This is a genomic window from Variovorax sp. MSC1_012, from assembly GCF_023667525.1.
GTDB lineage: Bacteria > Pseudomonadota > Gammaproteobacteria > Burkholderiales > Burkholderiaceae_C > Variovorax > Variovorax beijingensis_B.
Window position 1 is genome coordinate 3386058 of the sequence record NZ_CM174443.1, and the last position, 22669, is coordinate 3408726.

Sequence of the window (22669 nt, forward strand, 5' to 3'; positions counted from 1 at the left end):
GGTCCTCAGAACGCGAAGTCCTGAAACACATCCGGCATCTCGCCCTGGGTGGCCTCGGCCTCCTTGGCCTCGTAGGTCGCCTTGTCCCAGAGCTCGAAGTGGTTGCCCATGCCCAGGAGCAGCGTGTCGCGCACGATGCCCGTGGCGGCACGCAGTTCGGGCGACACCAGGATGCGCCCGGTGCCGTCCATCTCCACGTCCATGGCGTTGCCGAGGAAGACGCGCTTCCACCACTGTGCCGACATCGGCAGCGCGGCGATGCGCTCCCTGAATTTCTCCCACTCGGGACGCGGGAACACCATGAGGCAGCCGTGCGGATGCTTGGTGATCGTGAGCTGGCCGCCCGCCGTGGCGCTCAGGACGTCGCGATGCCGGGTCGGCACGGAGAGCCGCCCCTTGGCATCCAGACTGAGCGATGAAGCGCCTTGAAACACGACCAGAACCCCTGTGTTGGGAATGCCGCGGCACCCGAAAGAGGCACCATCCGCACTTTTTCCCACTTAACTGCACTTTTTTGCACTGTAGCAGGAAACACTTCGGACGCAACCAGCCGTTGGTGGTATTTTTTGTAATGGAATCAACGACTTAGCGCCGATTTCCAAACTTGGAAATCGGCGAATTTCGTTGAGAATTAAGCACTTAGCTCACGCAGTGAATGTGATGCGTGAAGCGCAGCCGCCGTTACAGGGGCCGCAAAGCGGGCTTCAGAGGATGAAGCGCGAAAGATCTTCGTCGTGACTTAGTGCCGCAAGGCGCTCGTCGACATAAGCGGCATCGATGCGGATGGTCTGCCCCTCGATGCGGGTCGCGTCGAAGCTTACCTCATCCAGCAGGCGCTCCATCACGGTCGACAAACGGCGTGCGCCGATGTTCTCGGTGCGCTCATTCACCTCGTACGCGATGGTGGCCAGGCGGTTCACGCCTTCGGGCGTGAATTCGAGAGTGACGCCCTCGGTGGCAAGCAGCGCCTGGTACTGCTTCACGAGCGAGGCGCGGGTCTGCGTGAGGATGCTCTCGAAATCGGACACCGAGAGCGACTGCAGCTCGACGCGGATCGGAAAGCGCCCCTGCAGTTCGGGGATCAGGTCGCTCGGCTTGCTCAGGTGGAAGGCGCCGCTCGCGATGAAGAGCATGTGGTCGGTGCGCACCACACCGTACTTGGTGCTCACGGCCGTGCCCTCGACCAGCGGCAGCAGGTCGCGCTGCACGCCCTGGCGCGACACGTCGGAGCCCTGGGCCTCGCTGCGCGTGGCGACCTTGTCGATCTCGTCGATGAAGACGATGCCGTTCTGCTCGGCGTTGGTGATGGCCTGCGCGCGGATCTCGTCCTCGTTGACCAGCTTGGCAGCCTCTTCGTCGATCAACAGGCGCATCGCCTCGGCGATCTTGAGCTTGCGCGTCTTGCGCTTGCCGCCGCCGAGCTGGCCGAACATGCCGCGCAGCTGCTCGGTCATTTCCTCCATGCCGGCCGGGCCCATGATCTCGAGCGGCGCGCGGGCTTCGGCGAGGTCGAGTTCGATTTCCTTGTCGTCGAGCTGGTGCTCGCGCAGCTTCTTGCGGAAGGCCTGCCGGGTGGGGTTGGGGCCGTCCAGTGCCGGCGTGGCGCCGTCAGCACCGCGCGCGGGCGGCAGCAGCACGTCGAGGATGCGGTCCTCGGCGGCGTCCTCGGCGCGCGCGCGCACCTTGGCGCTTTCGGCCTCGCGCGTCTGCTTGACGGCGATCTCGGCCAAGTCGCGGATGATCGAGTCGACGTCCTTGCCGACGTAGCCCACCTCGGTGAACTTGGTGGCCTCGACCTTGATGAAGGGTGCATCCGCCAAGCGCGCAAGGCGGCGCGCAATCTCGGTCTTGCCCACGCCCGTGGGGCCGATCATGAGGATGTTCTTGGGCGTGATCTCGGTGCGCAGCTTCTCCTCGACCTGCTGGCGGCGCCAGCGGTTGCGCAGCGCAATGGCCACGGCGCGCTTGGCGGCCGGCTGGCCGACGATGTGGTTGTCGAGCTCGGAGACGATTTCCTGCGGGGTCATGGACATGGTCAGAGCGCTTCCACCGTGTGGTTCATGTTCGTGTAAATGCAGATTTCACCGGCTATCGCCAGCGATTTGCGCACAATTTGCTCGGCCGTGAGATCCGTGTTGTCGATCAGCGCCTTGGCGGCCGACTGCGCATAGGCGCCGCCCGAGCCGATGGCGATCACGCCGTCTTCGGGCTCCAGCACGTCGCCATTGCCGGTGATGATGAGCGAGGTGGTGGCGTCGGCCACGGCCAGCATGGCCTCGAGCTTGCGCAGCACGCGGTCGGTGCGCCAGTCCTTCGTGAGTTCGACGGCGGCGCGGGTGAGGTGCCCCTGGTGCTTCTCGAGCTTGGCCTCGAAGCGCTCGAAGAGCGTGAAGGCGTCGGCCGTGGCGCCGGCAAAGCCCGCGAGCACCTTGCCGTGGTAGAGCCGGCGCACCTTGCGCGCGGTGCCCTTGATGACGATATTGCCGAGAGTGACCTGCCCGTCCCCGCCAATGGCGACTTGGTCGCCCTGGGGGGTCTTGCGGCGCACGCTCACGATGGTGGTGCCGTGAAACTGTTCCATCGAAGCCATCTGGGGATGCCGCAGGGCAATGCAAGCCCGCGCCTGCTACCGAATGTGCAGGACGCCAAGGCGCCCTAGTTCTTCCGCAGGGCCACCGTCGCATGGTCGGCAATGCCGACCAGATCGAACAGCGCCGCGATCAGGCGGTGGGCGTCCACGAACTGGACGCGCTCGCCCTGGGCGTCGCGCGCCCGCACCCAGCCGAGCAGCGTGCCGGCCGCGGCCAGGTCCATGCGCAGCAGCGCGGCGCACGAGATGACGGGCGCCGTGGTGTTGCGCAGGTCGGTGTCCAGCCGTTGCAGGCTCGAATGCGCCTCGCCGCGCAGATCGCCGGCCAGCGCGGCAAAGCCGGTGTCGGTGGAGGGAAAGCTCTCCGATTCGCCATTGACCGAGAGCAGCGACCATACGGAGTTCGAACGGCTTGCCGCCGGTGCGGCCACCGAGGTGCAGGCGCCCTTGGGGTCTTGCCACGCCGGCGGCGACACCTCGTAGGTGATGCAGTAGTTGAGCGCCACCAGCTCGAAGTCATCGGGCATGTTCATCATGCGCAGCGCAGCCAGGTGCAGCTGCCACCAGACGTCCGGCGTGCCGCGCTCGTTGTTGGGCGTGGCCTCGGCCAGCACGGCCAGCAATTTCGCGGCGCCGATGAAGCGCAGCTGGACCGGCGAATCGGCCCAATGGGCAAACAGCACGCGCAGCGGCGCGGCGGCGTCGGCCTCGATGGCGACCAGCGCGCGCCAGTCGAGCGTCCAGACCGAGCCGGCCTGCGACAGCGCCCGCGTGAGCTGGATCAAGCCGTCGCGCGCCAGGCGTGCCGGGCTGGCCCAGTCGGCGCCGGCCGGCGCCAGTTCTGCGAGTTCGCTGGCGGCCACCGCCTTCACGCTGCGCGCCAGTTCGTCGAGCGAGACCCAGTCGGGCCCCATGCGCTTCATGCGCTGTGCATAGCGCATGCGCGCCGCGGCAAACCTGGCGGCATCGCCGGTGGCGCGATACAGGTCGAACAACGCGCGCCACCTCGCGTCGTCGCGCTCGGCGGTGGCGTGGTCGCCCTCGGCCGCTGCGCTTTCGGAGGCCAGGGCCTGAAGAAGAATGGCCTCGGCGCCGGCATCGTCGCCGTGCGCGAAGCGGATCACGGCCTCTTCGAGTGCACCGTCGCGCGCGAGCCGTGCCGACAGCAGCGAAGTGCCGCTGGCCGCCGGGCTGCCCGCAGCGGGCGCGGCAGGCGCAGCAGCGGCAACCACGGCCGGTGCCGGCACGACGGCCGGCGCCGGTGCGGGGCCGTAGGCCGGCGCGGCGAGCAGGCTGGCCAGCTCGGCTGCGTCAACGGGCGGCGGCAGGGTTTCGGCGCCGGCGTCGGGCGGCGCATTGGACAGCACCTCGCCGTTGGGACCGCGGCCCTTCCACCACTGCTGCGACATCTGCTCCTCGATCTCGTCGATCTTCTTGAGCGTGAGCGCGCGTCCCTCGGATTTTTCCGTGGTGCTGTTCAGGTTGAAGGAAGACGGCGTGACCGTTCCTTCGAAGGCGTGGGCGGCGGCTTCGCGCTGGCGAAGCTTGCGCAGCATGTCGAACTCGCGCCGGCGAACGAAATCGTTGCGCTGGCGCCGCTCGATCATCTCCTTGAGCATTTCGCGGCTGTAGGCCTGCTCGGGCAGCGTGGAATCCGCAGTCGCATTCAGCTCGGACCAATCCTTGAGCGGATTGCGGACGAACTTCGCCACCTTGGAAAAAAGGCGGCCCGACTCTTCCTTTGGCATCGACGAGGTTTCGAGGCGAACAGGTTCTCTTCTTCTTCAGCCGCTCGCTCAGTCCCCGAACATCTTCTGCTTGAGTTCGCGGCGCTGCTGCGCTTCGAGCGACAGCGTGGCAGTGGGACGCGCCAGCAGGCGGCCGACGCCGATGGGTTCGCCGGTTTCGTCGCAGTAGCCGTAGTCGCCGGCATCGATGCGCTGGATCGACTGCTCGATCTTCTTGAGCAGCTTGCGCTCGCGGTCGCGCGTGCGCAGCTCGAGCGCGTGCTCTTCCTCGATGGTCGCGCGGTCGGCCGGATCGGGCACCACCACGGTGTCTTCACGCAGGTGCTCGGTGGTTTCGCCGGCGTTTTCGAGAATGCCGCGCTTGAGTTCCACGAGCTTCAGGCGGAAGAACGCCATCTGCTTTTCGTTCATGTACTCGGTGTCGGGCATGGCGATCACCTCGGCATCGGTCAACTCGGCGGCCGACTTGGCCTTCCAGTTGTTGGCGAGCTTCGGGTCTTTTTTCACCGCGACGGGGGGCGGCGGCACCAGCGCATTGGAGGGCGCCTGCGAGAAGGAAGACTTGGCCGCGGTGGAAGCCACCGATTGCGGCATGGAAGGCACGGTCAGCTGCGACAGCCGGGACACGCGGCCACCTCGCGCGGGGGCGGGTGCAGCGGTCTGAGCGGGTATCGAAGGTGTCGCCGTGGCGGAAGAAGAGGCGGCAGCCGTTTTTTTCATTGGGATCGAAGGGGCAGAAGGAACGGCAGCAGTGCGGCCGACGGTTTTGGATGGCAGTTGACCCGCAACTGCAGTTTTGGTTGCACTCTTGTCCGGGGCGGATGCCACCGGCGGCGCAGCAGACTTTGCAGCCTTGACGGGCTTCTTTGCAACGGTCGCGGCCTTGGCCGATGGCGTTGCTGGCTTCTTTGGAGCGCTTTTTGGTTTCGTGGCCGGGGCCTTTGCAGCGGAAGAACTCTTTTTTGCCGCGGGTACAGCCGGCTTTGCAGCCGCTGCTTTCTTTGCAGCGGGCTTGGTTGCTGGCGTGGCCTTGGCGGCGGGTTTCTTCACGGTGACTGGCTCCTTGAACGAACTGGAACGCGCTTTCACTGGGTGTCTCCTCCCAAGGGAACCACCGCGGGTTTCAGGCCGCGCGGGCTCCACTCGTCGGAGTGCTCGCAGTGGCGAACCCCGGGGTTATACCCCCGAAAGCCCGCCAGGAACCTGCGGCGCCCCGCACCGCCAGCTACATCCCGTCCATCGGACGAAGGCGTGGCTGCCGGAACAGGCGCGCGATTGTATAGAGAACTCGAATCGAAGGGTGATGTGGCTGCAACCCCTTGCCTCCGGTAGCATCGCCGGCGTTGCCGGAGGGGGCAGCAAGACCTGCCGGAATCGCCGGGGGAGCGGTGCAGGTCGATCTCATTCATACAAAAGAGAAATCAATCTTGAGCAAAAAAGCAGTTCTGGGCACGCTGGCTGCGGCCATCGCACTTGCCTATGGCGGCGGCACGTGGTTGGCCGGCGCAAAAGTAAAGTCCAGCTACGAGGCCGCGCTGGACGAGGTTCCGAAACAGACTGCGCTGGTGCGCGTGGTCGAGCGCAGCTACGAACGCGGCTTCTTCGGCGCCGTCAGCACCGTGACGATCGAGCTCGGCTGCGCGGCCGATGCCGCCGCCGCGGTGCAGGTGCCTGCCGCCAAGCCCGGCGAGGAAGAGGATGAGGAAGAAGGGGAAGAAGCCGCCACGCCGTTCAAGGCGGTGCGCATCACCTTCCGCGACACCATCCGCCACGGTCCGCTGGCCGGTGGCACGCTGGCAGCGGCCACCATCGACAGCGAACTGGTGTTCGACGTGAAGGGCCAGGCCAAGGCCGAGCAGATCTTCGGCAAGGCCAAGCCCCTGACGGCGCACACCAAGGTGGCGTTCGACGGCGCCTACACCACCGACCTGGCGGTAGCGCCCGCCAGCCTGGCCGAGGAAGGCAAGGCCCGGTTCGCATGGCAGGGCGCGCAGGCCCGCGTCGAGATGAACGGCGCCCGCACCCACGTGCGCTACGAGCTGACGATGCCGGGGCTGGATGTCAGCGATGCGCGCACCGGCGCCACGCTCAAGATGGGCAAGCTGGCCGGCAAGGCCGACATGGACAAGAGCGAGGGCTGGATCCTGGCCACGGGCAAGACCGAGGCCCGGCTCGACAGCCTCGAATTCGCGGCACCCAAGGGCCTGGGCGGCGCCGCGGGCGGCGAAGGCAAGGCCCTGCCGGCAGTACTGCTGCAGAACATCGACATGCTCGCCGAAGCCACCATCGCGGACGGGCTCTACGCATCGACCGGCACTGTCAAGGGCACCGGCAAGATCGGCGAGACGAAGATCGACAGGTTCGAGATGAGCAGCGGCGGACGCCGCATCCACGCCGCCGGCTACAAGAAGCTGGCCGATGCCTGGATGCAGTCGAGCGCCGCGAACGGCTGCGGCAAGGGCGGCAACAAGGCCTCGCAGGCAGCGATGAAGGTGCTGTTCGACCAGCTGGCGCCCGACCTCAAGGCCATGGCCAAGTACGGCCCCGAATTCGGGCTCGACAGGATGCTGGTCGAAATCGGCGGCAAGCGCGGCGAGCTCAGCTACACGGCCGGCATGGCCGGCGTCACCGACGAAGACCTGCAGGCGCCCGGCATGGCGCTGCTCATGAAGCGCGGCGTGCTCAAGGCCAGCGCGCGGCTGCCGATGCAATGGCTGGAGCAGATGGCCGCCGCCGGCGCCGGCAGCGGCCAGACGCCGCCGCCCGAAATGATGGCGGGGCTGGTCGAGCAAGGCGAGGAAAAGGGCTTCGTCAAGCGCGAGGGCGATGACGTCACCGCGCAGATCGAATATGCCGAAGGCAGCCTGAAGCTCAACGGCAAGCAGCTGGGCGGCATGGGCAAGTAGGCCGCGGTTCAAGCAGAAAACAAAACGGCGCTGCCTTTGAAGGGCAGCGCCGTTCTTTTATTTGGACCGGCGGCGCGGCGTCAGACCAGGCACTGCTCGAGCCCCTGCTCGAGAATTTCGCGCGGCAGCTCGATGCCGATGAACACCATGCGGCTTTGGCGGGCTTCGTCCTTGCCCCACTCCGGGCCCAGGTCGCTGCCCATCAGCTGGTGCACGCCCTGGAAAATCACCTTGCGCTCGGTGCCCTTCATGTTCAGCACGCCCTTGTAGCGCAGCATGCGCGGGCCGTAGATGTTGACGATGGCGCCCAGGAAGTCTTCCAGCTTGGCCGGGTCGAAGGGGCGGTCGGCCTTGTAGACGAAGCTCTTGACGTCGTCGTCGGTGTGGTGATGGTGGCCGTGGCCCTCGTGCTTGTGCGAGGGATGGTCGCAATGCTCGCCATGCGCGTGGTCATGGTCGTGATGGTCGTGCTCGTCTTCCCTGAGGAAGTCGGGGTCGATGTCGAGCTTGGCGTTCAGGTTGAAGCCGCGCAGATCGAAGATGTCCTTGAGCGGCACGTCGCCGAAATGCGCCTTCTGCTGCGGCGCGCGCGGGTTCATGTGCTTCAGGCGATGAATGAGCGCCTCGGTCTCCTCGGCCGACACCAGCTCGCTCTTGCTGATGAAGATCTGGTCGGCAAAGCCCACCTGGCGGCGCGCCTCCTGGCGGTCGTTGAGCTGCTGCGGCGCATGCTTGGCGTCGACCAGCGTCAGGATGGAGTCGAGCAGGTAGCTCTCGGCGATTTCGTCGTCCATGAAGAAGGTCTGCGCCACCGGGCCGGGGTCGGCCAGGCCGGTGGTCTCGATCACCACGCGGTCGAAGTCGAGCAGGCCCTGGCGCTTCTTGGCGGCCAGCAGCTGCAGCGCCTCGCGCAGGTCTTCGCGGATGGTGCAGCAGACGCAGCCGTTGCTCATCTGGATGATCTGCTCCTTCGACTCGGTCACGAGGATGTCGCTGTCGATGTTCTCCTCGCCGAATTCGTTTTCGATCACCGCGATCTTCTGGCCATGGGCCTCGGTCAGGATGCGCTTGAGCAGCGTGGTCTTGCCCGAGCCCAGGAAGCCGGTGAGGATGGTGGCGGGAATGAGGGCCATGGGTGTGCTCCGGAAACGGAAAACAGGAAGAAAAGGGATTGGGCCGGCAGTTTAGCCAATGCCACTCAGTTGCGTTGGTGCGGGGTCAAGCAGGCTTTCTCACCACCATCAGGCCCTTGAGGTATTCGCCCTCGGGAAACTCGATGGTCATGGGATGGTCGGGCGCGGCGCCCAGCCGTTCGCTGATGTAGCCATCCACTTGCGCATCGATGCCGGCCGAAGCCACGATCTTGTGGAAAAGATCGGCGCTGATGCCGCCCGAGCACGAAAAGGTCAGCAGCACGCCGCCAGGCTCCAGCAGCTTGAGCGCGAGGCGGTTGATGTCCTTGTAGGCGCGGGCGGCGCGCTCGGCATGGGCCGCCGTGGGCGCGAACTTGGGCGGATCGAGCACGATGGCGTCGAAGCTTCGGCCCTGCTCGATGAATTCGCGCAGCACGGTGTTGACGCTGGCGTCCAGGAATTCCGCCTTCAGGCCCGAACCCTCGGCGCCGAAGCCGTTCAGCGCCAGGTGCGCCCTCGCCCGCTCGAGCGCCGGCAGCGACGAATCGACCGACACCAGCTCGGCGCCCTCCACCGCGCCGGCCGCCCGCAGGCCTGCGAGCGCAGCCACCGTGAAGCCGCCGGTGTAGCAAAAGCAGTTGAGCACGCGCCGAAAGCGCCGATGCTGCGCCAGTTCGGCAAAGCGCTGGCGGCTGTCGCGCTGGTCGAGATAGAAGCCGGTCTTGTGGCCGGTGGCAATGTCGAGCGAAAGCTTCCAGCCGTGCTCGCGGATCGTGATTTCTGTCGCGCCCTCCCCGCGCAGCCAGCCGGTGACCGGCTTCAGGCCTTCGCGCTCGCGGCCGCTGGCATCGGAGCGCTCGTAGAGCTTGTGCAGGCCGGTTGCCGCGAGCAGCGCATCGGCAATCGCGGCCTTCCAGCGTTCGACGCCGGCCGACAGGAACTGCGCGACCAGTGTGTCGCCGTAGCGGTCGACGATCAGGCCCGGCAGCCCGTCGGCCTCGCCGTGGACCAGCCGGACACCGTCGCTCTGCAGGTCGAACAGCGTCCTGGCCACCACCGCGCGAGCGCACACCGACGCCAGGAAGGCGGCATCGATGCGCTGCGTTTCGACAAAGCTCCAGGCCCGCGCACGGATCTTGGACACCGGGCTGAAGGCGGCCCAGGCCAGGAAGGCGCCGTCATGGGACTCGACGCGCACCGTCTCGCCCGAATCGGCACCGCCGCGTGCAATGGCGGATTCGAAGATCCAGGGATGGCGGCGCTGCAACGAGCGCTCCTTGCCGGGCTTGAGGCGGAGGGTTTTCATTTGGTTGGCTTGTTGTCGTCGTTCTTCGGCTTGGCCCGCGCGCCTTCGGGGCGTGCTTGCGCACGCAGGCCCTCGGGGCGCGCCTGCGCGCGCGGGTGTGCCGCGTCATACACCTTGGCCAGGTGCTGGAAGTCCAGCCGCGTATAGACCTGCGTGGTGGCGATGTTGGCGTGGCCCAGCAGTTCCTGCACCGCGCGCAGGTCGCTGCTCGACTGCAGCACATGGCTTGCGAACGAATGCCGCAGCATATGCGGATGCACCGGCGCCGCAAGGCCGGCCTTGAGGCTGCGCTCGCGCAGCAGCTTCCACACCGCCTGCGAGGACATCCGCACGCCCTTGGCGCTGATGAAAAGCGCCGCCGCGCCCGCCGGGTCGCGCAGCGCGGCCGTCGACAGCGCCGCGCATTCGCCGCGCACCGCGAACCAGTCGCGCAGCGCCTCGGCCGCCTTGCTGCCGATCGGCACGATGCGCCGCTTGCTGCCCTTGCCGAGCACGTTGGCTTCCAGCGCGTCGAGGTCGACCCAGCCGCGGGCCGTGCTGCTGGCGCGCGCATCGAGGCCGGTGAGCTCGCTCACGCGCAACCCGCAGCCATAGAGCACTTCGACGATGGCGCCGTCGCGCGCCTCGGTCCAGGGGTCGGCCTCGGGGTCGTAGAGTTCGGCGAGCCGCACCGCGTCGTCGACCGCCAGCGCCTTGGGCAGCGGCCGCGCGGCCTTGGGCGCATGCACGTCCTTCACGGGATTGAAGCCCACCAGTCCCTCGTTGCCGAGCCAGCGGTAGAAGCTGCGCCAGCACGAGAGCACCAGCGCAATGCCGCGCGGCTCGCGTCCCGCGCCGTGCAGCTGCGCCATCCAGCGCCGGATGTGCGCGGTCTGCACGCGGTCGAGCGAAAGCCCGGCCTCCGCGGCATGGGCCGCGAGCGCCTGCAGGTGGATGGCGTAGAGCTCGACCGTGCGCGCCGCCAGCCGGCGCTCGACGCGCACGTGCTGCAGGTACCTGTCGACCCAGCCGGTCCCCGCCGTCTCAGTGGAGGTAGCCATTGAACGCATTGTTCACGACAGCCAGAGGCTCGCGCAACGCACCCTTGAAAACCATGCCCCAGCGCCGCCAGCAGCGCGTGCTCGCCGCCGCGTATTGAACGTCGAAGTCCTTGTCGAAACCGCTGGACCGCACCAGGCGCTCAACGCGCCACAGGTGGTAGGGCTCCGACACCACGATCACGCCGTGGATGCCGGCCGCCTTCAGCAGCGGACGCGACATCGCAAGATTCAGGCGGGTCGAAGTCGATGCCGGCTCCAGCAGCAGCGGCCCGGCATAGCCCCGGGCCCGCGCATGCCGCTGCATCACCTCGGCCTCGATGCGGCCGTCTTCCTTGTCGACGCCGCCCGACAGCACGAGCTGCTTCGCGAGGCCCGCATCGGCCAGCGCGATGGCGGCATCGACCCGGCCCGTCAGGCACGGATTGGGCTTGCCATCGAGAAAGGCACGGTTGCCCAGCACCATCGCGGCATCGGCCGGCCGGCCGGGAGGGTTGGCCAGCGCCTCGACCGCGCGCCGCCAGATGACGGCCGCGATGACCAGGTAGGCCAGCAGTCCAGCCAGCAGCACCGTCCACAGCACGGGCCACGCGGTGGCCCGCCAGGACCGGCGCCGCCCGTTCAAGGCCGCAGCCGCGACAGCGCGCCCGACGCCAGGTCGGCGATGCGTTCGAGAAAGTCGGTGCCCATTTCGGCGTTGAAGCGCTGCGCGTCCGGCGAAGCCAGCACCAGCAGGCCGAAGGCCGGCGACTCGGCATCGGGCCGCAGCGGAATGAGCGCGATCGACATCGCACCGGCCGGCTCGGGCAGCCAGTTGGCCGCCTCGAAGCCCGAGTTGAGCCCGCAGTAGGGCGAGGTCAGCGAGGTGGCCAGGGCCTTCACGTCGTCGCTCACCCACTGGGCATAGGCCTCGTTGAGGTAGTCGGCGCCGCAGTCCCACACCTTGATGGCGGTCTGCGGCACCAGGAACAGCGACTGCAGGTCGACCGCGATGCGGTACGGCAGGCCGCGCGGATCGCGCGTGGTCAGCAGGCCGCTGGTCCAGCGCTGCAGGCGGTCGGCGATGACCACGTTCTCGGTGCCGTGGCGCACCATGTCCATCAGGCGATGCTCCAGCGCCTTGATCTTCTCGCGCAGCATCTCGGCCTGGCGCTCCTGCAGGCTCACGGCGCGGTTGCCGTGCGGGCTGGTGAGCTGCACCTGCGCCAGCAGCTGCGCGTGCCGCTCGAAGAAGTCGGGCGTGTTCGCCAGGTAGTTGGCGATGTCGTCTTCGGTGATCGGGTTCATGGCGTCGTCTTTGTTGTTTCTGAAGTTGGTCATGGCAGCTCGGGCACCTCGATGTCTCCCTCGAAAACCGTGGTGGCCGGGCCGGTCATGAGCACCGGATGGCCCTCGCCTTCCCAGCCGATCGTGAGCACGCCACCATGCGTCTGCACATCGACCCGGCGCTCCAGCAGGCCGAGCCGGATGCCCGCCACCACCGCCGCGCAGGCGCCAGTGCCGCAGGCCAGCGTTTCGCCAGCGCCGCGCTCGAACACGCGCAGCTTGATGCGCGAGCGGTCGACCACCTGCATGAAGCCGGCATTCACCCGCTGCGGAAAGCGCGGGTGGTGCTCGATCTGCGGGCCCTGCCGAGCCACGGGCGCGGTGTCGACGTTGTCGACCACCTGCACCGCGTGCGGATTGCCCATCGACAGCACCGCGACGGCCACGATGGCCGAGTCGGCATGCGTGCCGAGGGCCAGGTGCCAGGTGTGCCACGACCCCGTGGGCTGCGGATCGAGGCCGGCGGTGTCGAAGGGCACGCGCGCGGGCTCGAAGATGGGCGGTCCCATGTCGACCGTGACGCGGCCGTCTTCGCCCATGCGCGGCTCGATGATGCCGGCCAGCGTTTCGACGCGCACCGTGTCCTTGTCGGTCAGGTGGTGCTCGCGCACGAAGCGCATGAAGCAGCGCGCGCCGTTGCCGCACTGCTCCACCTCGCCGCCGTCGGCGTTGTGGATCACGTACTGGAAATCGACCCCCTCGGCCGCGCCCTTGGAAGGCGGCCGCACCGTGAGGATCTGGTCGGCGCCGACGCCGAAATGGCGGTCGGCAAGGAAGCGGTACTGCGCGGCCGTGAGGCCCAGCGTGCCGCGCGTTTCGTCCAGCACGACGAAATCGTTGCCGGCACCCTGCATCTTGGTAAAGCGGATTCGCATCGGGCGATTATCCGCCCGTCGAATGGCGGCGCCTGTCGAGCGCCCGGTCCAGAAAGGCCAGGCGGTCCTGGCCCCAGAAGCGCTCGCCGTCGAGCACGAAGGTCGGCGCGCCGAACACGCCGGCCTGGATGGCGTCGGCGCTGTTGGCGCGGTAGGCCGCCAGCGTCTCGGGCGCCTGCTCCAGCGCCTGCAGCGCCGCGCCGTCGTAGCCGTTTTCCTCGGCCACCGCAATGCGCACCGCGGCTTCGGAGGTGTCGCGCTCCTCGGCCCAGAGCGCGCGCAGCAGCGCATGCGAGAGCGGCTGGGCATCGAGCCCCTGCAGCTGCGCGGCGATCACCATCCAGCCCGGGTACTTGTTCCAGTTCGGGTCGACCGGTGCGCCCTTGGGGTAGTAGGCGGGCTCCAGATTGAGCGGCATGCCCAGGTAGTCGCTCCAGCGCGCCAGTTCGAGCGCGTGGTAGCTGCGGCGCGGTTCGGGCCGCGTCTTCAGCGGAATGCCGCCGGTCTGCGGCACCACGGCCTGGAAGTCGTAGGGCTTGAGCGTGAGCCGCACATGGTGGCGCCGCACGATGTCCTGCAGCTGCGGGCCGCCCAGGTAGGCCCAGGGCGAGGAAAGGCTGTAGTAGCAGTCGAGCGCGATGGCGGTGGGGATCGGAGGGGTGGTCATCGCGGAATTATTGATAACTTCCTTCAGCCGCAGCGCGCGGCGGTGATGCGGCCCTGCGGATCGACGTCGACATTGAGCCGCCCCGGATCGGCCGGCACCGGCAGCGGCGCGCCGACGGCCGAGGTGCGCGCCGATTTGGAGCCGGTGCGCGTGCGCATCTGCTCCAGCAGCAGCGGATCGAGCGCCTGGCCGAGCGCATAGCGCGCCTGCGCGGCCTGGCAGGTTTCTTCGCTGGGCACGGTCACGAAGGTGGGCGGCGGCGGCGCCTCCGAGGTGAGCGGGCGGAATTCGGGCTGTGTCTGGCAGCCCGCGATGAACATCGACGCGGCGCAAACGGCGCTCGCCAGGATGCCGCGGGTTCGAGGGAAAAAGATGAAACCGGATGGGGGGAGGATGGGCATGGTGTGGTGTCTTGCTTCTTTCGACGGATCGTAGCGTCGCCAGTGGTCAAATCCACCCGCCATGATCAACCTGAACCGTTTCGATCTCACGTCCCTGCGGCTTTTTGTCGCGGTCGTCGATGGTGGAAGCCTGACGGCGGGCGCAGACCGGTTCGGCGTCTCGCTTCCGGCGGCCAGCAAGCGCATCACCGATCTCGAGCAGCACTGCGGCATGGCACTGCTGCAGCGCGGACAGCGCGGCGTGACCGCCACGCCCGAAGGCCAGACCCTGCACCGGCACGCGATCGAGGTGATTGCGCGCCTGGAACAGCTCGTGCAAGCGGTCGACGATCTTCAATCCGGCGCCACCGGCCACCTGCGGCTGTGCGCCAATCCTTCCGCTTTCGGCGGCTTCCTGCCCAGCGTGCTGGCCGAGTACGCCCGCCGCTATCCGCACGTGGTGATCGACATGGAAGATGCCTTGAGCGAAGACGGCATTCGCGCTGTGCAGAAAGGCACGGCGGAGTTGGCCGTCATCGGCGACAACGTGCCGCACGAAGGCCTGGAGACCCTCGTCTGCAATATCGACCAGCTGGTGCTGCTGGTGCCGGCGGGCCATGCGCTGGACGGCCGGCAGAACGCCTGCCTCGCGGACGTGCTCGACCACGACCTGGTCACGCTGGCACGCAGCGCATCCCTCACGCGCAAGGTGATGGCGGCGGCCGACGCGGCCAAGCGCACGCCCCGCATCCGGGTGCAGGTGCGCAGCTTCGATTCGATGTGCCGCATGGTCTCGTTCGGGCTCGGCCTGGCGATCCTGCCGCGCGCGGCGGCCGCGCTCTATGCCCAGGCGCTCGGCCTGGTGCAGGTCGGCCTCGAAGGCATCGAGATGGAACGCGTGCTGCTGCTGGCCATGCGCAGCCGCTCGGAGCTCTCGATGCCGGCGGCTGCCCTGGTGGAAATGATCGAAAGCGCGGCGCCCCTCAGCGGAGCACGGCACTGTCCGAGGCCTGCCGAATGAGGCGGTCGCGGTCCGCGGGCAGAAGAAAGCCCTCGGCGAAGGCCTTCCCGGCGGCGGCCCGCACTGCAGCCACGTAGCCCTCGTGGCTGCCGTAGCGCTCCTCGAGCGACAGGCGCGGATCGCCGCTCGCAGTCCGCTCGGCATGCGTACGGGCGAACGGCACATAGCCGCCCACGTAGTTGCACACCTGGCCGCGGTGGAAGCCCTCGGCGGTGACGTTGAACCCCAGGTAAGTGCCCAGCGGCGCCATCACCAGCACCGTGGGAACGCCGTCGATCTCGTTGCCGTCGGCATCGACCTTCGGCACCTTCATCGGGATCACCTTCCTGATGGTCGGCGGCACCGTGGTGGGCACGCCGGAGGCTTCCGCATGATTGAATTGCGGGCCCCAGTCGTAGTCGAACACCGGAAACGCAAAGTTCTGCGGCAGGAAGATCGAGTCCGGGATGCCGGGCACGCCGCTCGGAAAGCCCATCGCCTTCCTGTTGGCGTCGACCAGCGTCTTGCCCGCGAGCGTGGGCCAGCGGCTGGGCGGCGGCGACGTGCCGTTCAGCACCCAGTCGCGCATGGCCAGGCGCAGCACGTTGGTGATTTCCGTGTGCGGCACCGGGTTGGCCGCCAGCGTGCCGCGGCCGAAGTTGTTGCCGGGGCAGGTGGGGCCGGTGGCGGCCGCGGGCATGTGCGTGAAGCCGCCCGCGCCGCCGCCGTGGTGGCTGCTCGGCACGTAGTAGCGCCGCACGTTGCGCGGCAGCGGAATGTCCGCGTCGCCGGCCGTGCCGATCCACTCGGGCGTGAGCTTCAGCGCGTACACCTCGGCCGACCCGAAATGCTCGATCACCTTCGGGCAGGTGTCGTTGGCGTTGCAGCGCGAGAAGATGCTGCCGGTCGGCTGCTTGCGCACCGGGTCCGGCCAATCCACCCACCACTGTGGGCCTTCGCTGCCCTGCTGAAAGAGCTCCAGCACGCCGTCCGGCTGGGCCCAGCGCGAATTGGCGGCCACTCGGCGGCCGGCGATGATCGGCCAGGCGCCGTCGTAGACCTTGCGGTTGCGCTCGTCCTGGTTCAGGCCCATGAAGATGAACTGCCGCACCATGTTCCCGGACTGCGACACACCCCGCACGGCCGTGCCCTTGATCGAGCCGGCCACCGGATTGCGCGTGCCGAAGTCGTCGGCCGCCTCGTGGCGGAAGAAGGTGCCGACGTCGCGGAACGCTGCCATGCCCACGCCCAGGATGTAGGCGTTGTGCGCCGGGTACACCACCTGGTACAGCAGCTTGGAATCGAAGCCGTTGCGCAGGCAGATGTGCACCGGCAGATTGCCGGGCGCATTGGCGGGGTTGTTGTCGATCGGCGTGCCGGGAAACGGATTGCCGGCGTCGCACTTGGCAAATGCCCAGTCACCCGCCGCGATGGCTGGCCCTTCGGTGACAACGCCATCAACGGTTTCCTCGATGTGCGTCTTCAGCGTTGCCTGGGCCGTGTCCAGCGTGGCCGGAAGGTAGGGCACAGGGTTCGTTTGCACCATCAGCGGCTGGGAGCCCGCGCCGCCGCGGTTGACGATGCGCCCGAACACCTTGCCTGTGACAGCCACGCCGTTCAGCTTGGCAATGGGCGCCGCCACCCAGTGGTTGGTGCCCGTTGCGCGATCGGCAGGAATGCCCGTGTTGCCTGCGTTGTCCGCCTGCCAGCCGCTGCGCAGGCCAATGTCGCCCAGCTCGCGTTCGTCCACAACGATGGTGCCCGCACCGCCGCGGTTGGGCACGTCATGCCAGAGAAAGCCGCTCGCGCGGTTCATGTCGACCGGCTTCACCAGATTGAACGTGGTCTCGTAGCGCACCTTGCCATCGGCGTCTGCCCCCAGCCTGATGTCGGTGATGACGCTGTTGTGCGGATCATTGGGGTCGAGCTCGCCGAAGGCGCGGCCGCGGACCTGCTCGTAAGGGATCGCCTGCCCCGCGAGGGGCGCGACGCTGTCGATCACGATGCGGGTGACGCGGGCATTCGCGGGCCCGGCAGCAATAACGATGGCCGCCGTGGCCATCGCCGCCGCGAGCCAGGGCAGGCGCGACTGGCGCCCGATCGGGCTTCTGGGATGCATGCTGTCTCCTGTCTTTTTTGCGCGGATCCGGCGCCATGTCAGCGCTTCGCATCCTCACAATTCGCAGGCAGGCCGGCAATTCGCGTCTTGTTTAGCCGGTCTTAACCGATGGTTAAGGACGGGCCACGCACGAACGAGCGCGTCTCGACCCGACACCGTGTTTCGCGGCAATGGCGACAACGGCGTCGTAGGCCACTTCAGCTTTCGACCACGCGAATGCCGCATAGATCACTTCCCGCAACGCAGGCGTGCTCACATCCGGGTTGTCATAGGAATGGCCTTCCACCCCCTTCCACCCACTCGGCATGGCCTTCATACCATTCGAGAAACGCGGCCCGGTCCTTGGGCGCGGCTTCCGCTGCAAACACCATCAAGTCATAGCTCATGCGACTCCTCCTCCTGGTTTGGAACCTCACCGTAGCTTCCGTCAGTGACAGGCGGGGCACGAAGGCGCCCGATCGCCGCAGGTTCAGCTCGCATCGCGTATCGGCGGCCGCGAGTTCAGGGGTCGTTGGCTTCCGGTGCAGCGACACCCGCTTCGGCGGCGCTCGCAACCGCGTCGCAGGCCGCCCTCAACGCGGCCGCAACCTCTTGCGGCCCGCGGCGCAGTTCGACGATGTCGCGCTCTCCAACACAGTAGCCGTCAAGGCGCACGTAGATGCGCCTGAAGTCGCCACCGAGTGCGCGCGCCACGTCGAGCAGGCAGTCGGCGAGCGTCGAGAAGCCGCCGTTGCTGTACGAGCTGGGCGGGATCACGCCCTTCGAACGCGGTGCGCGAACGGAATAGGCGTACGACGCAGCCTCTTTCCGCAGCTCCACCACGGGCTGCAGGCCGCATTCGACGTCCCTTGCGCTTCTCATGGCCGGAGTGTAAGTGCCTCCCCCATGACGCGTGGCTCGCCAACCCTCGCACCTGCTTGGGATGGATACGACTTTTTCGTTTTCCATCTACCCCAAAGAGCACCGAACCCACGGCTTCCCGTGGCATCCTGAAAAGTCCGCATCGGACCGGCGCGTTTTTTTTGGCGCGACGCTCCGGTGCGCCTCTTCAAGCCACAAGGTTCCAGGAAAACTCCGATGCAGCTTGGGCAAAGGATGCGTGCATTCGTATGGGTCGGAAGCTGGGCGCTCGCGCTCGGAATGTGGAGTTGCGGCGGAGGTGGTGGAGGCGGCGGTGGTGGCGCCTTCGTGCCGATCGTGCCGGTGGCCACCGTTGCGCCGCCGGCCGATACGCCCGCCACGCCGCCGCCCGATGCGCCGGCCGCTCCGCCCGAACCGGCACCCGAGCCCACGCCGGTGGCACCCGCCACCAGCCGCGTCGTCTCCGACACCATCACCTCGGCCAAGACGGGCGCAAGCTACGCACTCGAGATCTACCTGCCGGCCTCCTACGACGGCGGCTCGGCGGCCTATCCGGTCATCTATGCGATGGACGCCGACGGGATCTTCAATCCGCCCAACACGCGGTTTTCGGACCTCAGGAACATCCTCGAGGAGCGCCGCACCGAAGCGATCCTGGTCGGCATCGGCGGCACGGCGCGGCGCGAGCAGGACTACACGATGCCCGGCGCCGTGCCGTACCACGACTTCCTCGCGCTCGAACTGGTCCCGTTCATCGAGGCGAAGTACCGCGCCGATGCAAGAACGCGCCTGCTGACCGGGCTGTCGCTGAGCGGGAGCATGGCCGGCATCGCGCTGTTCCTCGAAGGCGCGGCAGGCAGCCTGACGTTCTCGCACTTCCTGGCGTTCGAAGGCGCATTCGCCTTCCAGACGGCCGAGTACGAAGGCCTCGAGCAGCAAATGCACGATGCGCTCGGCGGCGGGCCCTTGCCTGCAACGCTGGTTCTCACGCGCTGCGACAACCCGGTCGAGTGCAACTTCGAACCGGTGGGCAGGATGTACGCGCGGCTTGTGGCCCGCGGCTACCCGGGCCTGTCGATCAGCGAGGCCACCTACTCGACGACGCACACCCAGACCGACATCCCGTCGTTCGCCGATGCGATCGCCAGGCTGCTGCCGTAGCGGCAAGCAGCCCCTTGCCGGGTCAGAAGCGGTCCTGCAGCCCCATGGCCGGATCGCTCACCGAATGCCGGCCAGTCTCGATGCGGCCGGCCAGGCGCCGGTAGAACGAAGGGTCGGCATCGCAGGTTACGACGAAGTCGTACCACTGGCCGCTCGCGTCCAGGCTCCAGCGCATGCCGGTTTCTCCGCCACCCTTGACGCGGATGCTCCAAGAGCCATCGGGGTTGTGGCCGTAGGTGCCCTTGTCGTCATTGCCGTGCCCATCGTTGCCATGGCCGTTGTTGCCGTTGCGGTCCCTGCCGCCGGCCTGGTAGGCCTCGGGGCGCGGGTAGGCCTTGTTGGGCTGCACGGTGAAGCGGCAGTCGCGCCGGCCGTCGTTGCGCATCTGCAGGTAGAGGTCGCCGCGGCGCGCGTCGTAGCCCACGCGGACCTCGGGCCCGGGCGCACTGCCGGCGCGCAGCCGGTTCAGGTCTCCCTTGAACTGGCGATGAAAGCCGTTGGGGCCGAGCACCCACAGGTCGTACAGGCCGGCGTCGTCGGCCATGGCGTTCCAGTGGCCGTCGAGCTGCTTGCCGGGCTCCACCACGTAGCGGCGCGGCAGACGGTCGGACAGGTGCAGCTTGTCGTAGACGTGGAACACGGCGGCGGCACGGCCGCTGTTGGCGAACAGCAGCTGGACGCGGCCATTGAGCGCATCGCTGCGCGCGCTGGTGTGCAGCTCGTAGGGCAGCGCGCGCGACGGACGCACGCCGGTGGCCTGCACCGGCAGGTCGGCGTCGGCCGCCGGCACGATCTTGGGCAGCGCCTCCTGCGCGGCGGTCAGCGCATCGGCCTCGGCCTTGGTCTTGCGGCCGGGCAGCACGGGCAGCGGCTCGTCGTTGGGACGCTCGAAGTTGAAGGCACTGGTGAGATCGCTGCAGACGGCGCGGCGGTACTTGCTGATCTGCGGCTCGGCCACGCCGAAGCATTTCTCCAGGAACATGAGCGTGGATGTGTGGTCGCAGACCTGCGAGTTGACCCAGCCGCCGCGGCTCCAGGGCGAGACCACCCACATCGGCACGCGCGGGCCGGGGCCGTAGGGGCGGCCGTCCATGGCGGGCTGCTTGGGCGTGGCCGGTGTGTGGTTGTGGTACTCGACGGCCGTGTCGGCCTCGGCCAGCGTGGTGGCGCCGGCCAGCGAGCCGTCGGGGTTGCGCGAGGGCACCGCGGGCGACGGCAAGTGGTCGAAGAAGCCGTCGTTCTCGTCGAAGTTGATGAGCAGCACGGTCTTGCTCCAGACCTCGGGGTTGGAGGTCAGCGCGTCCAGCACTTCCTGCACGTACCAGCCGCCCTTGGCCGGGCTCGACGGACCGGGATGCTCGCTGTAGGCCGAGGGCGAAATGATCCACGACACCGCGGGCAGTGTGCCGTTGCGGATGTCCTCGCGGAAGGTTTCGAGAAAGCCCTGCGGCATGGTGTTGCCGAAGCCCTTGGCCAGCGGACTCAGCGCATCGTCGATGGCCGGGTCGTAGAACGGCCCGGCGGCGGTCACCGGCTGCGTGATGTCGGTCGCGGGAACGTACACGGGGCGGCGCGCCGCCGGCATCTGCTCGATGGCGGTGCGCCAGTGGCGAAAGCTCATCATCTCGTTGCAGCCGAAGTTGTCGATCAGGCTCTGGTAGACCTTCCACTTCACGCCGGCCTTCTCGAGCCGGTCGGCATAGGTGGTCCAGGTCCAGCCTTCGGTGGAAGCGCCGATGTCGTTGCCGGCATTGAACTGGTTGTTCAGCACCGCAAGCTGCACCTTGCTTCCGTCGACCGGGCTGATGCCGTTCGGCCCATTGGTGCCGCTCCAGTAGAACAGGCGGTTCGCGATGGTGCCGGTGTGCATGCCGCAGTGGTAGTGGTCGCACAGCGTGAAGGCTTCGGCCAGCGCGCGCTGGAACGGCACCTCGGCGGTGTCGTAGTAGCCCATCGACAGCAGGTTCTTGACGTCCGGCCACTTGAACATGCGGCCGTGGTCCCATGCGGCCTGCGAGTCGGACCAGCCGTGCGGCGTGCTGCCCGCGCGCTGCGCGTTGCCCTTGCTCTCGTCGAGGCGGTAGGGCGTGTAGGTGCTGGGCGGCGTGGTCTTGGTGTAGGTCTGGTGGAAGATGGTCTTGCCGTTGGGCGCGGGCACGGCAAAGCGGTCGCCGTAGCCGCGCACGCCCTTGAAGGTGCCGAAATAGCTGTCGAAGGAACGGTTCTCCTGCATCAGCAGCACGACGTGCTTGACGTCCTTGATGGTGCCGGTCTCGTGGTGCGCGGGGATGGCCAGCGCGCGACGGATGCTGGGTGGAAAGGTGGCCAGCGTGGCGGCGGCAATGCCGGAGCCGGTGGCGGTCTGGAGAAACTTGCGGCGTGTGGTCATGGCGGGGTTTGTTTTGAAAATGCGGGGAAGCGTCGGGCCTTGTATCTTTAAGCCTCGGACCGGCTCGGGTAGCCCGAGCGGCCTCTGGGCCATTTGTTGAAGCCCGCCTCTGAGCACTGGGCGCCCGAGCCGGACCGTCCTTCTCTGCAGCCCGAACGGTTGTAGGAATTTGAAGTTCGCATAGACAAGGATGGGAGTGAGAGGACGTGTCCGACTCTGTTTTTATCGGTATTGACGTCTCCAGCCAGACCCTGGAGATCGCCAGCAGCGATCAGGCCAAGACTTGGCAGCTCGCCAATGACGTGGCTGGCATCGAGCAACTGGTCAACCAGGCATCGGCTTTGGCGCCCGCGCTGGTTGTGCTGGAGGCCACGGGCGGCTACGAGTTCGAAGCGGCCTGCGCGTTGCAGGCCGCGGGCCTGGCGGTGGCGGTGGTCAACCCGCGCACCGCGCGCGACTTCGCCCGCGCGATGGGCGCGCTGGCCAAGACCGATGCGCTGGATGCGCGCATGCTGGCGGCCTTCGCCCGCGTGCTGCATCAGCACCCCGAGCGCGAGCGCTTCGTCAAGCCGCTGGCTGATGCCGAGTTGCAGCAACTGCAGGCCTTGGTGCTGCGTCGGCGCCAGTTGGTGCAGATGCTGACCTCCGAGCGGCAGCGCCTGCGCCTGGCTCACGCGGCGGCGCGCCCGAGCATCGAGCGGCTCATTGAATTCTTGAAGCACGAACTCGGCGACAGCGAAGCCGAGGTGGCCGCGCATGTGCAGCGCCATCACGCCCAATTGGCCCAGGCGCTGGCCAGCGTGCCGGGCATCGGCGCTGCCAGCGTTGCAGTGCTGCTGGCCGAACTTCCCGAACTCGGCAAGCTCGACCGGCGCCGCATCGCTGCGCTGGTGGGCGTTGCGCCCTTGAACCGCGACTCCGGCCAGATGCGTGGCCAGCGCTGCATCTGGGGTGGGCGCGCCGATGTGCGGCGAACCCTGTACATGGCCACGCTGACGGCGGTGAGGCATAACCCGGCGCTCAAGGCCTGCTACGAGCGCCTGCTGGCGGCAGGAAAGCGCAAGAAGGTCGCCCTGGTGGCCTGCATGCGCAAGCTGCTGACCATGCTCAATGCCATCGCCAAACACGGCTCCACATGGGATTCGACTATGCATATCGCTTGACTGCCAAG

General features: G+C 67.7%; 20 protein-coding genes. 4 read left to right on the forward strand and 16 right to left on the reverse strand.

The features are described from left to right. Nucleotides 1–5: 5 nt before the first annotated feature. The 5 genes from mraZ to dksA all read right to left on the reverse strand — a co-directional run bounded on the left by mraZ (nucleotide 6) and on the right by dksA (nucleotide 4965). A complete protein-coding gene (mraZ, locus tag L1081_RS16025; RefSeq protein ID WP_012746060.1) occupies nucleotides 6–434 on the reverse strand; it encodes a division/cell wall cluster transcriptional repressor MraZ in 429 nt (142 codons plus the stop codon). A 270-nt stretch (nucleotides 435–704) separates the two neighbouring features. Further along, nucleotides 705–2033 carry an ATP-dependent protease ATPase subunit HslU gene (hslU, locus tag L1081_RS16030; protein ID WP_489413056.1) on the reverse strand — a complete coding sequence of 443 codons (1329 nt, stop codon included), beginning with the start codon at nucleotides 2031–2033 and terminating at the stop codon, nucleotides 705–707. Nucleotides 2034–2035: 2 nt separating this feature from the next. Beyond that, a complete protein-coding gene (hslV, locus tag L1081_RS16035) occupies nucleotides 2036–2581 on the reverse strand; it encodes an ATP-dependent protease subunit HslV (protein ID WP_026283873.1) in 546 nt (181 codons plus the stop codon). Between the two features lie 74 nt (nucleotides 2582–2655). Beyond that, nucleotides 2656–4338, reverse strand: a complete 1683-nt coding sequence (locus tag L1081_RS16040) for an STAS domain-containing protein (protein ID WP_489413057.1) — start codon at nucleotides 4336–4338, stop codon at nucleotides 2656–2658. A gap of 48 nt (nucleotides 4339–4386) precedes the next feature. Continuing rightward, nucleotides 4387–4965, reverse strand: coding sequence for an RNA polymerase-binding protein DksA (dksA, locus tag L1081_RS16045; RefSeq protein WP_489413058.1), 579 nt, complete (start codon nucleotides 4963–4965; stop codon nucleotides 4387–4389). Nucleotides 4966–5765: 800 nt separating this feature from the next. Here dksA and L1081_RS16050 point away from each other — a divergent pair. Continuing rightward, nucleotides 5766–7244, forward strand: a complete 1479-nt coding sequence (locus L1081_RS16050; RefSeq protein WP_489413059.1) for a DUF945 family protein — start codon at nucleotides 5766–5768, stop codon at nucleotides 7242–7244. An 80-nt stretch (nucleotides 7245–7324) separates the two neighbouring features. Here L1081_RS16050 and L1081_RS16055 read toward each other — a convergent pair whose 3' ends face one another. The 8 genes from L1081_RS16055 to L1081_RS16090 all read right to left on the reverse strand — a co-directional run bounded on the left by L1081_RS16055 (nucleotide 7325) and on the right by L1081_RS16090 (nucleotide 13989). Beyond that, a complete protein-coding gene (locus L1081_RS16055; protein WP_489413060.1) occupies nucleotides 7325–8377 on the reverse strand; it encodes a GTP-binding protein in 1053 nt (350 codons plus the stop codon). An 85-nt stretch (nucleotides 8378–8462) separates the two neighbouring features. Continuing rightward, complete coding sequence (locus tag L1081_RS16060) at nucleotides 8463–9683, reverse strand: class I SAM-dependent methyltransferase (protein WP_489413061.1); 1221 nt, start codon at nucleotides 9681–9683, stop codon at nucleotides 8463–8465. Continuing rightward, nucleotides 9680–10723: a tyrosine-type recombinase/integrase gene (locus tag L1081_RS16065; RefSeq protein WP_489413062.1), complete on the reverse strand. Its 1044-nt coding sequence runs from the start codon at nucleotides 10721–10723 to the stop codon at nucleotides 9680–9682. Before L1081_RS16065 ends, L1081_RS16060 begins: the two co-directional genes overlap by 4 nt. Beyond that, nucleotides 10707–11345 carry an ElyC/SanA/YdcF family protein gene (locus L1081_RS16070; protein WP_489413063.1) on the reverse strand — a complete coding sequence of 213 codons (639 nt, stop codon included), beginning with the start codon at nucleotides 11343–11345 and terminating at the stop codon, nucleotides 10707–10709. The genes L1081_RS16065 and L1081_RS16070 overlap by 17 nt, the downstream gene beginning before the upstream one ends. Beyond that, the gene (locus L1081_RS16075) at nucleotides 11342–12040 is read right to left on the reverse strand and encodes a DUF484 family protein (RefSeq protein WP_489413064.1); all 699 of its coding nucleotides are present in this window, start codon (nucleotides 12038–12040) and stop codon (nucleotides 11342–11344) included. Before L1081_RS16075 ends, L1081_RS16070 begins: the two co-directional genes overlap by 4 nt. After that, nucleotides 12037–12921 carry a diaminopimelate epimerase gene (gene dapF, locus L1081_RS16080; protein ID WP_489413065.1) on the reverse strand — a complete coding sequence of 295 codons (885 nt, stop codon included), beginning with the start codon at nucleotides 12919–12921 and terminating at the stop codon, nucleotides 12037–12039. Before dapF ends, L1081_RS16075 begins: the two co-directional genes overlap by 4 nt. A 7-nt stretch (nucleotides 12922–12928) precedes the next feature. Next, nucleotides 12929–13588 carry a DsbA family protein gene (locus tag L1081_RS16085; protein ID WP_489413066.1) on the reverse strand — a complete coding sequence of 220 codons (660 nt, stop codon included), beginning with the start codon at nucleotides 13586–13588 and terminating at the stop codon, nucleotides 12929–12931. 23 nt (nucleotides 13589–13611) lie between these two features. Beyond that, a complete protein-coding gene (locus L1081_RS16090) occupies nucleotides 13612–13989 on the reverse strand; it encodes an I78 family peptidase inhibitor (protein WP_489413067.1) in 378 nt (125 codons plus the stop codon). A 61-nt stretch (nucleotides 13990–14050) separates the two neighbouring features. On the opposite strand from L1081_RS16090, the gene L1081_RS16095 reads away from it, so the two are divergent. Beyond that, complete coding sequence (locus L1081_RS16095; protein ID WP_489413068.1) at nucleotides 14051–14989, forward strand: LysR substrate-binding domain-containing protein; 939 nt, start codon at nucleotides 14051–14053, stop codon at nucleotides 14987–14989. Here L1081_RS16095 and L1081_RS16100 read toward each other — a convergent pair. Further along, on the reverse strand, nucleotides 14952–17087 hold the full coding sequence (locus L1081_RS16100) for an alpha/beta hydrolase domain-containing protein (protein WP_489413069.1): 2136 nt from the start codon (nucleotides 17085–17087) through the stop codon (nucleotides 14952–14954). The two genes, L1081_RS16095 and L1081_RS16100, sit on opposite strands and share 38 nt — an antisense overlap. Before the next feature lie 501 nt (nucleotides 17088–17588). Further along, nucleotides 17589–17948: a hypothetical protein gene (locus L1081_RS16105; RefSeq protein WP_489413070.1), complete on the reverse strand. Its 360-nt coding sequence runs from the start codon at nucleotides 17946–17948 to the stop codon at nucleotides 17589–17591. A gap of 234 nt (nucleotides 17949–18182) precedes the next feature. Here L1081_RS16105 and L1081_RS16110 point away from each other — a divergent pair, with 234 nt between their 5' ends. Further along, a complete protein-coding gene (locus L1081_RS16110) occupies nucleotides 18183–19109 on the forward strand; it encodes an alpha/beta hydrolase-fold protein (protein ID WP_489413071.1) in 927 nt (308 codons plus the stop codon). Between the two features lie 22 nt (nucleotides 19110–19131). Here the strand turns inward: L1081_RS16110 and L1081_RS16115 are convergent, their stop codons facing one another. Further along, nucleotides 19132–21498: a phosphocholine-specific phospholipase C gene (locus L1081_RS16115; protein ID WP_489413072.1), complete on the reverse strand. Its 2367-nt coding sequence runs from the start codon at nucleotides 21496–21498 to the stop codon at nucleotides 19132–19134. 206 nt (nucleotides 21499–21704) lie between these two features. Between L1081_RS16115 and L1081_RS16120 the strand changes: the two genes are divergently transcribed. Further along, on the forward strand, nucleotides 21705–22661 hold the full coding sequence (locus tag L1081_RS16120) for an IS110 family transposase (RefSeq protein ID WP_489412789.1): 957 nt from the start codon (nucleotides 21705–21707) through the stop codon (nucleotides 22659–22661). The last annotated feature ends 8 nt before the right edge of the window (nucleotides 22662–22669 follow it).

Excerpts from the sequence above, each read along its gene's own strand:
- L1081_RS16075 (WP_489413064.1), bottom strand. The coding sequence starts at position 12,040 with ATGACCAACTTCAGAAACAACAAAGACGACGCCATGAACCCGATCACC.
- L1081_RS16040 (WP_489413057.1), bottom strand. The coding sequence starts at position 4,338 with ATGCCAAAGGAAGAGTCGGGCCGCCTTTTTTCCAAGGTGGCGAAGTTC.
- L1081_RS16105 (WP_489413070.1), bottom strand. The coding sequence starts at position 17,948 with ATGAGAAGCGCAAGGGACGTCGAATGCGGCCTGCAGCCCGTGGTGGAG.
- L1081_RS16115 (WP_489413072.1), bottom strand. The coding sequence starts at position 21,498 with ATGACCACACGCCGCAAGTTTCTCCAGACCGCCACCGGCTCCGGCATT.
- hslV (WP_026283873.1), bottom strand. The coding sequence starts at position 2,581 with ATGGAACAGTTTCACGGCACCACCATCGTGAGCGTGCGCCGCAAGACC.
- L1081_RS16110 (WP_489413071.1), top strand. The coding sequence starts at position 18,183 with ATGCGTGCATTCGTATGGGTCGGAAGCTGGGCGCTCGCGCTCGGAATG.
- L1081_RS16065 (WP_489413062.1), bottom strand. The coding sequence starts at position 10,723 with ATGGCTACCTCCACTGAGACGGCGGGGACCGGCTGGGTCGACAGGTAC.
- L1081_RS16085 (WP_489413066.1), bottom strand. The coding sequence starts at position 13,588 with ATGACCACCCCTCCGATCCCCACCGCCATCGCGCTCGACTGCTACTAC.
- dapF (WP_489413065.1), bottom strand. The coding sequence starts at position 12,921 with ATGCGAATCCGCTTTACCAAGATGCAGGGTGCCGGCAACGATTTCGTC.
- L1081_RS16055 (WP_489413060.1), bottom strand. The coding sequence starts at position 8,377 with ATGGCCCTCATTCCCGCCACCATCCTCACCGGCTTCCTGGGCTCGGGC.
- hslU (WP_489413056.1), bottom strand. The coding sequence starts at position 2,033 with ATGTCCATGACCCCGCAGGAAATCGTCTCCGAGCTCGACAACCACATC.
- L1081_RS16090 (WP_489413067.1), bottom strand. The coding sequence starts at position 13,989 with ATGCCCATCCTCCCCCCATCCGGTTTCATCTTTTTCCCTCGAACCCGC.
- L1081_RS16060 (WP_489413061.1), bottom strand. The coding sequence starts at position 9,683 with ATGAAAACCCTCCGCCTCAAGCCCGGCAAGGAGCGCTCGTTGCAGCGC.
- L1081_RS16095 (WP_489413068.1), top strand. The coding sequence starts at position 14,051 with ATGATCAACCTGAACCGTTTCGATCTCACGTCCCTGCGGCTTTTTGTC.
- L1081_RS16100 (WP_489413069.1), bottom strand. The coding sequence starts at position 17,087 with ATGCATCCCAGAAGCCCGATCGGGCGCCAGTCGCGCCTGCCCTGGCTC.